Source organism: Haloactinopolyspora alba (genome assembly GCF_003014555.1).
In the GTDB taxonomy this organism is placed as follows: Bacteria; Actinomycetota; Actinomycetes; order Jiangellales; family Jiangellaceae; genus Haloactinopolyspora; species Haloactinopolyspora alba.
Map to the genome: position 1 here is coordinate 48,647 of NZ_PYGE01000020.1, position 13,825 is coordinate 62,471.

Genomic DNA, 13,825 nt, shown 5'->3' on the forward strand with positions numbered 1-13,825 from the left:
ATGGTCAGCCTTGCGTGAAGGTGAACGTGTTGCTCGCCAATCGAGCCTGATCGATCAGGAGCCGCCGTGTTGTCCGACTGTCTGCGCCGCGCGGGCGCCGCCACCGCCACCGTCGCCACGGCCACCGTCGTCGCCGTCGCCCTGACCACCTCCATGGCCGCTGCCGGCCCGCCCCTCGCCGGCAGCGGCCCTCCCGCCTCGCCACCCGGCCAGCCCGGCCAGCCCGGTCCGCCCGGTCCGGCCGGGCCACCGTCGTCGACGCCGGTCGTGTCGCCCACGCCACAGTCGATGGAGCGCATCGGCCCCGACGTCGTCGTCCCCGGCCGCGTCGAGGTCGTGACCGGCGAGCACACCGACGGCCCCGCACTCGACACGCTGGTCGACCTGCTGCGTGAGCACGGCGCCGGCCGGGTCGACGTCGTCGACGAGCCACACGGGCGCACACCGCTGACGGTGCACCTCGGCCGGGCCGGCCGGCCCGACATCGACGCGGCCCTGGCGGACACGCGAGCACCAGACTCCGCCGAGGGCTACGCGCTCCGGGTCGACCGTGCCGGCGGCCGGCTCGGCAGCGTCGCCCTCGGCGGTTCGGACGCCGCAGGGCAGTACTACGCCGTGCAGACCCTCCGGCAGCTGTTCGTCACCACCGACGACGGCGATCACCGGCTGGCCGGGGTCGCGGTCAGCGACCACCCGTCGATGCCCCTGCGCGGCACGATCGAGGGCTTCTACGGGCAGCCGTGGAGCCACCAGGACCGACTCGACCAGCTCGAGTTCTACGGCGACGTCAAAGCGAACACGTACATCTACGCGCCCAAGGACGATCCCTACCACCGCGAACGCTGGCGCGAGCCCTACCCGCCCGAGAAGCGAGCCCAGCTCGCCGAGCTCGTCGACACCGCGACCGCCAACCACGTCCGGTTCACGTTCGCGCTGTCCCCGGGCAACACGATCTGCTACTCCGGCGCCGACGACCGAGCCGCGCTGCTGGAGAAGTTCCAGTCGATGTACGACATCGGCGTCCGCGCGTTCTCGATCCCGCTGGACGACATCGAGCTGCAGTTCGGCTGCGCCGAAGACCGCGAACGCTACGGCGAGGCCACCCAGGCGACGGTCGGCCGCGCTCAGGCCGAGCTGCTGTCGTACGTGCAGCGCGAGTTCGTCGCGACCCACGACGGCGCCCGGGCACTGCAGACGGTGCCCACCCAGTACGGCGACCTGAAGGAGACGCCCTACAAGCAGGCGTGGCGCGAGCACCTCGACCAGGCGGTCGTCGTGATGTGGACCGGCAACGCGGTCGTCCCCCGGCGCATCACCGTCGAGCAGGCCGAACGGATCTCCGAGCTGTACGGACGCGAGGTCTTCGTCTGGGACAACTATCCGGTCAACGACTACGGCAACACCCGCGGCCGACTGCTGCTGGCGCCGTACGACAACCGCGAACCGGGCCTGTCCGACCACTTGGCGGGCATCGTCTCCAACCCGATGAACCAGGCCGCCGCGAGCAAGGTCGCGATCTTCGGATTCGCCGACTTCACCTGGAACGACCGCGGATACGACGCGCGCTCGTCCTGGCGCGAGGCGATGCGCTATCTCGCCGACGACGATCCCGCCGCCACCGAGGCGCTGCTCGTCTTCGGCGACCTGAACCACCTGGCGCCGAGCTTCGGCGAGCCCTGGCAGCCGCAGGCGCCGGCACTGGCCGCCGAGATCGACCGATTCTGGCAGCGCTGGTCGGACGGCGACCGTGCGGACGCCGTCGCCGATCTGCGCGCCTACGCGGAGAAGATCGAGGCCGCTCCGGCGACGATCCGGGCCGGAGCCGTCGACCCGCGGTTCGTCGCCGAGGCGGCGCCGTGGCTGGACGCGACCGAGCTGTGGGGCCGCGCGACGCTGCGGATGCTGGACGCGTTGCAGGCACGGTTGGACGGTGCTGCCGGTGACGCAGTCAGGCTCAAGGCCGAGTCCGACGCACTCGCGGAGGATGCCGCCGCCGTCGTCGTCGACCCGCCGGTCAACAGGTGGGGACGCGCCCCGGTGCGCATCGCCGACGGCGTCCTCGACACGTTCCTGGTCGAGCTCGGTCTGCGGGTGGAGTTCTGGGACGTGGTCGGAGACGCCCGCAACCTCGCTCCCGCCGGGACGGCGTCGGCGTCGAGCGTCGAACAGGACCTCGACCGGCTGGCGGCGCGGCACGTCAACGACGACGACCCGAACACCCGCTGGGCGTCGGGTTACGACGACGACTCGTGGGTGCAGGTCGAACTGCCGTCGCCTTCGGACGTGGTTGCCGTGACGGTGTCGTGGGAGTCGGCGTGCGCGGACAGCTACCGGATCGAGACATCCGCGGACGGAAAGACGTTCACGACCGCGGCCGAGGTCACCGACTCGACCTGTGGGCTCGACGTGATCCGGCTGGACACCGACGAGCCGGTTCGCTACGTGCGGATGCAAGGCGTGCAGCGGGCAACCGACTGGGGCTATTCGATCTGGGAGATGGGCATCTACGGCACCCCCGCCGAGTGACCGTCGAGGACTCGCCCTCGACCGACCCTGATCGGCGCTCTTTTCCGCCACTCTTCCGATCAGCTGACACATTCGGCTGATCTTCGATCCGCCCGGGTCGCGTCCGAGATGGCCTCTTGACACACGCCTCGAAGGACGGGAGTGTCAGGGCAAGCTGCGTGAAAGTGAGCGATTTGATCGCTTATCAGTCCTGATCGAGCATCACGACGAGATGAGGTCAGCGTGAGCAGAGCCCGACACCGCATCTTCGGAGCGCTCGGCGCGGCGGCCGCCGTGATCACGAGCACCCTGCCTATGATCACCACCTCCGCGGCCGCCGACACGTCCCGGCTCGGAGCCGTGGACGACGTGCGCACCGACGGCGCCACCACCACGTTCACCTCCGGCGAAGCCCGGCTCCGGGTCACCTTCGTGCACGACGACGTCTTCCGTGTCGAGATGGCGCCGGACGGCGAGTTCACCGACCCCGCGTCGACACCGCCGGAGGACCCCGACGCACCGGACGCGCCGATCGTGGTGGGTGACGACGGCGGCAACGCCCCCACCCCGGACGTGGTCGAGACCGACGACGCCTGGCGGCTCACCACCGACGCGGCCGTCGTCACCGTCGGCAAGGACCCGATCCTGCTGTCGGCGGCCACCCCCGACGGCACCACGCTCTTCACCGAGACCGCGCCGCTGGCCTGGGACGACGACTCGACCACCCAGACACTCGCCCGCCGCGAACAGGAGCAGTTCCTCGGCGGCGGCATGCAGAACGGCCGGTTCTCCCACCGCGGCGACACGATCAACGTCGCACGGAACTTCAACTGGGAGGACGGCGGATACCCGAACGCGGTGCCGTGGTACATGAGCTCGGCCGGTTACGGCGTACTGCGTAACACGTTCGCGCCGGGCAGCTACGCCTTCGATCAGCCGGTCGCCGCGACCCACGAGGAGCGGCGCTTCGACGCGTACTACGTCGTCGGCGACTACTACGAAGCACTGGACGGCTACACCGAGCTGACCGGGCGGCCGATGATGCCGCCGATCTACGGCCTCGAGCTGGGTGATGCCGACTGCTACAACACCAGCAGCGACACGTACAACGGCGACCCCAAGCCGGGCAAGCTGGTCACGCCGGACGCCATCAACGTCGCCGAGGCCTACGACGAGCACGACATGCCGCGCGGCTGGATGCTCGTCAACGACGGGTACGGCTGCGAGTACGTCGACCTGAAGGAGACCGGCGACGGGCTGCGCGAACACGACATCCAACTCGGGCTCTGGACCGAGCGCAACCTGACCGAGCAGGAGTTCGAGGTCGGCGAAGCAGGCGTGCGCGTGCGGAAGCTCGACGTCGCCTGGGTCGGCGAGGGCTACCGGCACGCGCTCACCGCCTGCGAGGACGCCCACGCCGGCATCGAGAACAACAGCGACGCCCGCGGCTACGTCTGGATGGTCGAAGGCTGGGCCGGGTCACAGCGCTGCGGCGTGCAGTGGACCGGCGACCACGCCGGGACGCTGGACGCGATCCGTTGGCAGATCCCGGCCATCCACGGCTCGGGCAACTCCGGGATGCCGTTCACCGCCGGCGACATCGATGGAATCTACGGCGGCAGCGCCGAGTCGTACGTCCGCGACCTGCAATGGAAGGCGTTCACGCCGGCAATGATCGCGATGAGCGGCTGGGCCGGATACGACAAGCAGCCCTGGACCCGCGGCGAGCCGTACACCTCGATCAACCGGAAGTACCTCAAGCTGCGTGAGCGGTTGCTGCCGTACCTGTACACCTACGCCGCCGAGGCGCACGCCACCGGCGCGCCGGTGAACCGGTCCCTGATCCTCGAGTATCCCGACGACCCGAAGACCTGGGACGACACGACCGCGCAGCAGTTCCTCGCCGGCGAGGACTTCCTGGTCGCGCCGGTGTACGAGGACGCCGACGTCCGCGACGGCATCTACCTGCCCGAGGGCACCTGGGTGGACTACTGGAGCGGGCGGACCTACACGGGGCCGATGACGCTCGACGGCTACGAGGCGCCGCTGGACACGCTGCCTCTGTTCGTCAAGGCCGGGGCCGTCGTGCCGATGTGGCCCGAGGGCATCAACAACCACTCCGACGTCGCGCCGGACGACCGGGTCACGCTGGACGTCTACCCCTGGGGCGAGGGCTCGTTCGAGCTGTACGAGGACGACGGCGTGACCCGCGCCTACGCCGAGGGGGCCTCGTCGCGGCAGGACTTCACCGTGACCGCGCCGGAGGGCAACCGGGGCGACGTCGAGATCGTCATCGGTGCCCGGAAGGGCAACTACGAGGGCAAGTCCGACACCCGTCCGTATGAGGTCGTCGCGCACACGGGAACCGAGCCCGGTGCCGTGCTCGCCGGCGGATCGCCGTTGCCGAAGCTGCATTCGCGCGCGTCCTACGACGCCGCCGACACCGGCTGGTTCTACGACCCCGACGAGAAGGCCGGAGTGGTCCGGGTCAAGACCGCCACGGTGTCCTCGCAGGACACGTTGACGGTCACGCTCAAGGGCACCAGCTCGGTCGGCGGTGCACATCCGTCGGCCGACGACGGCCGGGTCGCGATCGAGGCGCCGGCCGAACTGTTCCCCGGCGAGCCGGGTGAGGTGACGATGTCGTTCACCAACGCCACCGAGCGGCCGATCCCGCGCACGACGCTCACCGTCGACGCGCCAGACGGCTGGACCGCCGGCGAGGCCACGACCGGCCTCGTCCAGCCCGGCGACACCGTCGAGCGGACGGTCACCGTGACCCCGCCGGCCGAGGGCGCCGCCGGAGGCTCGACGGTCACCGCCGTCGCCACCTGGAAGTCCGCGCGTGAGCAGCTCGAGTCGCGCGCCGGCACGACCGTGACCGTGCCCTACGGCAGCCTGGCCGAAGCGTTCAACGTCGTCGCCGTCACCGACGACGACAACCCCGAACCCGGCAACTTCGACGGCGGCGGCAACTCGTACTCCGCGCAGGCGCTGGCCGAGGCCGGAGCCACCCCGGGCGCCACGGTGACCACCGACGGCGTCGACTTCACCTGGCCGTCCGCCGAGCCGGGCACGCCGAACGGGGTACGCACCGCCGAGCAGGTGATCGAGATGCGCGGCCAGGGAACCCACCTGGCGTTCCTCGGCGCGGAGGCAGGCTCCGAGGTCGGCGAGTTCGAGATCCGCTACGCCGACGGGACGGTCGACCACCAGAGCATGCAGCTACCGAACTGGTGCTGCGCGGCGACGGACGCCGGCGGATCGACGATCGCGCTGGAAACCAGCTATCGGAACACACAGGAAGGACCGGCCAACCACGGGACCGCCTACCGGGTGTTCGCCAACGAGATCCGGCTGCTGCCGGACAAGCAGGTCGAGTCGGTCGTGCTGCCGGACTCGTCGGCGATCACGCTGTTCGCCGCCGAGTTCACCGAGCGGGAGCTGCCGGACGCGCCTGCGGGTGACGTCTGGGTCAGCGACCTGGACTGGCTGTCCGCAAGCAACGGCTGGGGCCCGGTCGAGCGCGACACGAGCAACGGCGAGAACGACGCCGGCGACGGCACCACGATCAGCGTCGACGGCGTCCAGCACGACAAGGGTCTCGGGGTGCACGCCGAGTCCACCGTGTCGCTGTACACGGGCGCCTCGTGTGACCGGTTCACGGCCACGGTCGGCGTCGACGACGAGATCCCCGACTACGGATCGGTGCGGTTCTCGGTGGTGGGCGACGGTGAGCGGCTGTACCGCTCGGAGGTGCTGACCGGCGAGTCGGCCGCTGTCGACGTCGATGTCGACGTCTCCGGGGTGAACTATCTCGACCTGGTGGTGGACGGCGCCGGCGACGGGGTCAGCGGTGATCACGCCGACTGGGCCAGCGCACGGCTCACCTGCTGACGCTTCGTCAGACGACGCGTGGGCGCGTTCCGGCTGCCGCCGTCGGCCGGTTCGCGCCCACGGTCACGTCGCGTTCGGCTCGTCGCCGCGCGGATACCCGGGGGCGGCGGTCTCGTCCCGCCGATGATGCGGTGCACCACGAGGCTTTTGCACGCCTCACGAGGCCTGCAAGGGTGGTGACGCATGGAATTTCATGCGGGACGTGATCATTCCCGGGAGTCAGTCCGGGAAGAACTGGCGCATCGTGTCCGCGGTCAGCGAGTCACTGTCGATGTACACGAGGTTGATGTCCGGGTCACCGAAGGTCATGTTCGGCAGCACCAACGGCGGCGGAAAGTCCGGCGTGAACGTCAGCGGGATGCCGAGCAGCCGTCCGGAGAAACGGTTCGTGTAGAACTTGACATCTCCCGACACGGTGAGCTGGTTGGACAGGGTCAGCAGGTCGTGCCCGTCGGAGCTCGGCACCAGCAGCGAGAAGTCGTCGACCACGGACTTGTCCATCGAGAACTGCAGCGATCGGATGCTGCCGCTGTCGGTGGGCACCTCCACGATCCCGTCGTAGGACAGCCCGCTCATCGTCAGCTGTGAGCCGGTCAGGTGCGCGGGCTCCTCGCCGGCCGGCTTGTCCGGTGTCTCGAGCTCGCGCGGCTCCGCCGGAGTCTCACCCTCGGGCACCTCGATGACCGGCGACTCCGTGGGTGACGGCGTCGGGTCCGGTGACGCTGTGCCGCTCGGATCCGGGGACTCGCTGGGCGACGGCGACGGATCGGGCGGCTGGGCCCCGCTCGGGTCCGGCGACGTCGGCTCGTCCGTCGGCTCCGGCGGCTCGCCGGTCGGATCAGTGGTGGGCTCGTCCGTCGGGTCCGGCGGCAGCGTGGGCACCGGCTCGCCGGTCGGCTCCGGCGGCTCGCCCGGCTCGCCCGGCTCGTCCGGGTCGGGCGACGGGGACTCGGTCGGCCACGGCAGCGGCAACGGCGGCAGGATCGACGACGAGGTGTCCGCGACGCTGGGAGCGGCGAACGCCGACACCGCCAGGACGGTCGCGCCCGCCCCCGCAGCGACCGAACGCAGCGCCGGGCCGCGCCGGCGGTCCCTCCAGCGGCCGGATCGATGCCGGGCGCCGGACCCGGCCGGCTCGGACTCGTCCGCCCCGGTGTCGTCCGGTTCGGTGTCGTCCGGTCCGACGTCGGCCGGCTCGACGTCGTCCGGTTCGGCGTCGTCCGCCTCCGGCTCCCGGACCGCTGCGTCCCGCTCGCCGTCGCGGGCCCGGCGGTCGCCGCCGTCCAGCAGCTCGTCCACCGACACCGTGCCCTGCTCGTCGGAGCCCGTCCCGCCGGAGCGCGGGTACGAGTCCGAGCCGCTGTCCGAGCCGCTGTCCGTGCCCGCGTCCGTGCGGTGCCCGGCGTCGTCGCCGTCCCTGGCCGGCGCGCCGTCACCGTCGTCGGAACCTGAGCCTGCGTGATCGGGGACGTCACCTGAACGCGGCGCCCACGCGATGGCCAGCGCGCCGCCGGCGATGCCGAGGAGCAGACCGATCAGGAACCCGCCCAGGTTGACGCCCACCAGCGAGTACACGGCGACGACCAGCGCGATCACGCCGTAGAACACCCGGTGGTCCGGCATGAACCAGATCAGCAGGCCGGCCAGCAGCAGGATGATCGGGATGACGATGCTCTGCAGTCCCTCGACGCCGACGCGGACCTGCATGCTGCCGAGGGTGAGCTGGGTGCTGGCGAAGACCTGGAGCCCGGACAGCACCGTGAGCATGCCGCCCCAGAACGGCCGTCGGTGACGCCACTTCCGGAACCGGCGCCGCGCATCCGCGGCCCGCGCGCGCCACCCGCCGTCCGCGTCCGTCTCCGCCACCAGGCCAGCTCCCTCTTCGGATCCCACAGCCACCTCGTCCACCCGGCACGCGCGGCGCACGCCCGGCCCGTGCCGGGCCGTCGCGCACGCCGCGCGTCACCGATGTGTCACCAGTCGAAGCACTCCTCGCCGGACAGGCTGACCTTCATGGACAGCCCGTTCAGGGTGAAGGTGCCGGCGTGTGTGCTGTACGCCTTCTGCTGCAGGTTCTCGATGCGGACGGAGTCCGCCTCCTGGCCGATGTCTCCGGGGCGCCCGGAGCCGCCGCCCTTGGTGAGCTGGGACGCGTCGACGCCGATGTCGATGTTCTCGAAGGTCGCGTCGCCGCGCAGCTCGTTCATGCCGATGGTCAGGTTGGTGGCCTCGACCGGCTCGTCACCACCACCGGCGCGGATGACCAGCGTGAACGGGAGCCCCGGCGTCGGGACGGACTGGCACAGGTTGGTGAGCTCGGCGGACTTGATGTCGGAGACGGCGACCGGGATCTCCTCGCCCTCGGCCGTGACGACCATGCTGCCGTACTGGTCGAACCCGTCGCCGACCAGCCGGTCGGCGGAGACCTTGAACGTCTGGCCGGAGACGTTCAACGCCACGGGTACGGCGCCGTTGGCGATACCGGCCATGACTACGGCGGTGACTGCTGTAGCCGGAACGGCGGCCACGGCAAACCGCCGCCACCTCGTACGGGTGCGCTTCCTCACCGAATCCTCCTCGATCCGTGGTGCCTTGGCCGAGCATGCTGCACCCATTGCGCACACAACCACAAGAGCTTTGCTACTCGTGCGTAACATCGCCATCCGCGACATTCCGGACAAGATCATCGACCCCGATGCACCGGAACGAGAACAGCGCAGGTCACGGCATTACTCGAGGAAAGAATCAGCCGACCGACACCGACGTTACGATTCAGTAACAAGGAGCGTCCCCGTTGATCGTCGGCACTTTTCGGCCACATGGCGCGGAAAGTGCCGACGATCAACGGGGACGGGAGACGCGACAGCCTCAGGCGTCGAGCCAGGGATCCTCCGGACGCTCCCGGTCGAAGCTCGGCCGCGTGTCCTGCCAGTAGCCGCGGGTGAAGTCGGGCACGTGCACCGGCCGCAGCTTGCCCGTCTTCAACGACTCGTGGCTCAACGGGATCACCGAGCACCATGCCGCCGAGTCGTAGACGTCGATGTCCGGCGTCATCCCGAGCCGCATCAGCTGCACGGTGCGGAAGATCGCGACGAAGTCGCCGCCGCCGTGCCCGCCGTAGTCGCCGGCGAGGTCCTCCAGGGCGGGCCAGAGCCAGTGGTCACGCTGCGCCCGGATGGCGTCGTACTCGCTACCGGTACGCCACGAGTGGTTGTCGTGCCCGAGCGACTCGAGGTAGACGCGGCTGTTGTCCAGCTCGATCGAGCCACGGGTTCCGGTCAGCGTCGTCTCGCGGCTGTACGGGTGCGGCGAGTTCGTGTCGTGCTCCACGCGGATGAACCGGCCGTTGGCGGTCGTCACGAAGCAGGTGTTGCGGTCGCCGGAGATGTACTCGTCGTCGTCCCAGGACGGGTGGTCCGGGCCGACCCGGGGGTCCTCCTCGCGGAACAGCGCGAGGTTTCCCGGCGTGTGCGACACCGACACGAGCTCTTCGAACCGGTCGCCGCGGTTGATGCCCATGGCCGCGGACACCGGTCCGAGCCCGTGCATCGGGTAGTGCGCCGCGTTCATCCGGGTCTGCCACCGGCGCCGCCAGTACTCCGGCGAGTAACCGTAGCCGAAGAAGTACGGCCAGCGCAGGTCGTGCACGTACCCGCCGGACGCGTGCTGCAGCTCGCCGAACAGCCCTTCGTGCACCATGTTGAACATCTGCATCTCGGGCCGGAAGTAGTTGACGTTCTCCAGCAGCATGCAGTGCTTGCCGGTCCGCTCGGACGTGCGCACCAGGTCCCAGATCTCGTCCAGGTGGGGCGCGATGGGCAGCTCGACGGCCACGTGCTTGCCGTGCTCCATGGCGGCCTTGGCCTGCGGGTAGTGCCACTCCCACGGCGTCGCGATGTAGATCAGGTCGATGTCGTCGCGGCGGACGAGGTTCAGGAAGTCCTCGTCGCCGCCGGAGTAGCCGACCGGCTCGACGTCCTGCAGGCCCTGGTCCCTGATCCGGCTGATGGTGCGGTTCACCCGCTCGGCGCGGACGTCGCACACGGCGGTCACGGTCGACACCGCCGCCCAGCGCAGGTCCTGGCTGCCGCCCCTGTTGCCGAGGCCGATCAGCCCGACGCGGACCTCGTCGAAGCCTTCGAACGGGACGTCGGTCATGGAGCGCTCACGACCGGGAATGCGTGGTGGTTCGCGGTGGGCCGCGGAGGCGGCCTCGGCGCCGGCGGTTCCGACACCTGCGGCGGCACCGATTGCGGCGCCGGTTCTGATGACGTCGCGACGCGAGGGGCGGTACTGGGACGAGGACATCCGGGGGATCATCTCCTCTGATCGAAGCTGCAATTTCCGATCGAATAACGAGCAGTATTGGTCACGCAGGCCGGAAGTGCAAGGGGTCACACCGGGTGAATCGGCTGACATTCCACGGGTGGCCGCGCCGGGCGGCCGGGCCCGCGCCGTCGGCTACTCTCGGTTCCACACCGACGAGGAGGGACGACGTGCCCGGCACCGGCACCGCCAGTTCACGGAACTGGGTCACCGAAGCCATCCGGATCATCGAGGCCGACGGCAACCGCAGCGCCGACACGCACCTGCACGTGTTCCCGCTGCCGCCCGAGTGGGGCATCGACCTGTATCTCAAGGACGAGTCGGTGCATCCGACCGGCTCGCTCAAGCACCGCCTCGCCCGTTCGTTGCTGCTGTACGGGCTCGTCAACGGGCAGATCGGCCCGACGACGACGCTGATCGAAGCGTCCAGCGGCTCGACAGCGGTGTCCGAGGCGTACTTCGCCCGGATGCTGGGTCTGAGGTTCGTGACGGTCGTCCCGGCGGCCACCAGCAAGGAGAAGATCGAACTGATCGAGTTCTACGGTGGCCGGTGTCATTACGTCGAGACCGCACCGGAGATGTACCCGGAGGCGGAGCGGCTGGCCGCCGAGTGCGACGGGCACTTCCTCGACCAGTTCACCTACGCCGAACGGGCCACCGACTGGCGCGGCAACAACAACATCGCCGAGTCCGTGTTCACCCAGATGCGCGAGGAACGCCACCCCGTCCCGGCGTGGATCGTCGTCGGCGCCGGCACCGGCGGCACCAGCGCCACCTTCGGGCGGTACGTGCGCTACCGCCGGCACGACACGCGCGTCGCCGTGGTCGACCCGGAGAACTCGGCCTTCTACGACGGCTGGAAGAACGCCGACCCCGCCCACACCACCGGGCTCGCGTCGCGGATCGAGGGCATCGGCCGGCCGCGGGTCGAGCCGTCGTTCGTGCCGTCCGTGATCGACGAGATGTTCCGGGTCCCCGACGCCGCATCGGTCGCGGCGATCCGGTCACTGCGCGAGAGCACCGGCTACTGGGCCGGCGGATCCACCGGAACCAACCTGTGGGGCGCGTTCCAGCTGATCGCCCGGATGCGCGCGGCGGGAGAGCAGGGCAGCGTGGTCACCCTGCTGTGTGACGGCGGCGAACGCTACACGAACACCTACTACGACGACGCGTGGGTCGCCGAGCACGGCCTCGACATCGCGCCGTACCGCGGCGTGATCGACGACTTCCTGCGCACCGGGCACTGGCCGGCCTGAGCGAAGCGCCCTCAACGGTGGTCCGTGCCTGTCACTGTGATCGGGGTGTGGTTACTGGGGTCATGGCACCACTGACCACGCCCCCATCACGCCGTCCGGGTGGCCCGCAGCACGCCGAGCAGGCGCGCCGTCTCGGCGGTGACGGCGTCACGGCCGGCCCGCACGTACTTCCGGGGGTCGACGAGCTCCGGGGCGGCAGCCAGCCGGTCCCGCACCGCCGCGGTGAACACGCCGTTCAGATGCGTCGAGATGTTCACCTTGACCATCCCGCTGTCCACGGCGCGAGTGAGCTGCTCGTCGGGGACGCCGGAGGATCCGTGCAGCACCAGCGGCACCGGGACCGCGTCACGCAGCCGCCGGATCAGGTCGTGGTCGACGGCCGCGTCACGGGTCAGCATCGCGTGCGAGGTCCCCACCGCCACCGCCAGCGAGTCCACGCCGGTCGCCGCGACGTAGGCCGCAGCCTCGGCCGGGTCGGTGCGGGCGCCCGGCGCGTGCACGCCGTCCTTGCCGCCGACCTCGCCGAGCTCCGCCTCGACGGCGACACCACGCTCGTGGCAGTACGCGACGACGTCGGCTGTCGAGGCCACGTTGGCTTCGTAGTCCAGCGCCGAGGCATCGAACATGACGCTGCGGACACCGAGCCGGACCGCCTCGTGGACCAGCGACACGTCGTCGGCGTGGTCCAGGTGCACGACGGCCGGGATCTCGGCAGCCGCGGCGACCGCGAGGGTCGCCCGGGTGATCGGCTCCAGCGCGCCGTGGTAACGCACACAGTTCTGGCTGATCTGCAACACGACCGGCGCACCGGCGCTCTCGGCGCCCGCCACCAGTGCCTCGGCGTGCTCGAGCAGGATCACGTTGAACGCGCCGACGCCGCCGCCACGCGCCGTCGCCCGGTCGAACAGGTCGTGGACGCTCAGCTGAGTCATTCGAATCGCTCCGCGGTCAGAGTGGGCAGGAATCGTGCGTAGGCGCCGAGGTCGATCTTGCCGGCCGCGTCGGCCGGCACCGCCGCCGCTCCGCACGCCGTCGCGCGCACCAGAGCATCGGGCCACGGCGTGCCGTCCGACATCGACAGCGCCAGGGCGGCGACGACGGCGTCACCAGCGCCGGTCGGGTTGCCCGCGAGGCCGGGCACTGGAGCCACCCGCCACGCGGCCGTCCCGTCGAACCCGGCGAGCCCGTCCGCGCCGAGCGAGACGACGACGCTGCGGGCTCCCCGGTCGAGCAGTATGTGCGCCGCCGTCGTCACGTCCGGCTCACCCGTCGCCTCTCGCAACTCGTCCGCGTTCGGTTTCACCAGTGCCGGCGCGGCCTCCGCGGCGGCCAGCAGGGACGGACCCGACGTGTCGACGACGGTGGCCGCACCGGCAAGACGTGCCCGCTCGATCAGCCGCGCGTGCAGATCACGCGGCGCGTCCCGGGGCGTGCTACCGGAGATCACCGCGACGTCGCCGGCGACAGCCGCGTCCGCGACGGCGTTCTCGACCGCGACCCACTCCTCGGGCGCGAGTGCTCGCCCGGGCTCGTTCAACGCGGTGGCCTCGCCGTCGGCGACGACCGTGACGGTCCGGCGGGTCTGCGCGGCCACCGGCACCGGCCGGACGTCGAAACCGTCGGCGCGCAGCGACGTCTCCAGCGCCGAACCCGTCACACCGCCGAACGGCGCGACGACCACGGCGTTCCCGTCCAGGGCCCGGACCACCCGGGCGACGTTGACGCCTTTGCCGCCGGCGCGTTCGATCACCCGGTGCACCCGATGCGACCGGCCCACCCGCAGCGCATCGACCTGGTACGTCACGTCCAGCGCCGGGTTCGGTGTTACCGTCACGACCGTG

The 13,825-nt window shown here is 70.6% G+C and carries 8 protein-coding genes; 3 read left to right on the forward strand and 5 right to left on the reverse strand.

Annotated features, from left to right (window positions below; genetic code table 11):
• The first annotated feature begins 66 nt into the window (after nt 1-66).
• Nucleotides 67-2,526, forward strand: coding sequence for a glycoside hydrolase family 84 protein (locus CLV30_RS21195; protein ID WP_205741098.1), 2,460 nt, complete (start codon nt 67-69; stop codon nt 2,524-2,526).
• 222 nt (nt 2,527-2,748) lie between these two features.
• Complete coding sequence (locus CLV30_RS21200; protein WP_165358753.1) at nt 2,749-6,402, forward strand: NPCBM/NEW2 domain-containing protein; 3,654 nt, start codon at nt 2,749-2,751, stop codon at nt 6,400-6,402.
• Between the two features lie 219 nt (nt 6,403-6,621).
• On the opposite strand, the gene CLV30_RS21205 is transcribed toward CLV30_RS21200, so the two are convergent.
• The 3 genes from CLV30_RS21205 to CLV30_RS21215 form a co-directional block, all read right to left on the reverse strand.
• The gene (locus CLV30_RS21205) at nt 6,622-8,268 is read right to left on the reverse strand and encodes a DUF6114 domain-containing protein (RefSeq protein ID WP_106539235.1); all 1,647 of its coding nucleotides are present in this window, start codon (nt 8,266-8,268) and stop codon (nt 6,622-6,624) included.
• A 107-nt stretch (nt 8,269-8,375) separates the two neighbouring features.
• Nucleotides 8,376-9,017, reverse strand: a complete 642-nt coding sequence (locus tag CLV30_RS21210; RefSeq protein ID WP_420842020.1) for a DUF6230 family protein — start codon at nt 9,015-9,017, stop codon at nt 8,376-8,378.
• Nucleotides 9,018-9,270: 253 nt separating this feature from the next.
• On the reverse strand, nt 9,271-10,710 hold the full coding sequence (locus CLV30_RS21215; RefSeq protein WP_106539236.1) for a Gfo/Idh/MocA family protein: 1,440 nt from the start codon (nt 10,708-10,710) through the stop codon (nt 9,271-9,273).
• A gap of 188 nt (nt 10,711-10,898) precedes the next feature.
• Between CLV30_RS21215 and cds1 the strand changes: the two genes are divergently transcribed.
• The gene (cds1, locus tag CLV30_RS21220) at nt 10,899-11,984 is read left to right on the forward strand and encodes an L-cysteine desulfhydrase Cds1 (RefSeq protein ID WP_106539237.1); all 1,086 of its coding nucleotides are present in this window, start codon (nt 10,899-10,901) and stop codon (nt 11,982-11,984) included.
• An 86-nt stretch (nt 11,985-12,070) separates the two neighbouring features.
• Here cds1 and CLV30_RS21225 read toward each other — a convergent pair whose 3' ends face one another.
• A complete protein-coding gene (locus CLV30_RS21225; protein WP_106539238.1) occupies nt 12,071-12,916 on the reverse strand; it encodes a class II fructose-bisphosphate aldolase in 846 nt (281 codons plus the stop codon).
• Nucleotides 12,913-13,818: a 1-phosphofructokinase family hexose kinase gene (locus tag CLV30_RS21230; protein ID WP_205741100.1), complete on the reverse strand. Its 906-nt coding sequence runs from the start codon at nt 13,816-13,818 to the stop codon at nt 12,913-12,915. The genes CLV30_RS21225 and CLV30_RS21230 overlap by 4 nt, the downstream gene beginning before the upstream one ends.
• Nucleotides 13,819-13,825 lie beyond the last annotated feature (7 nt).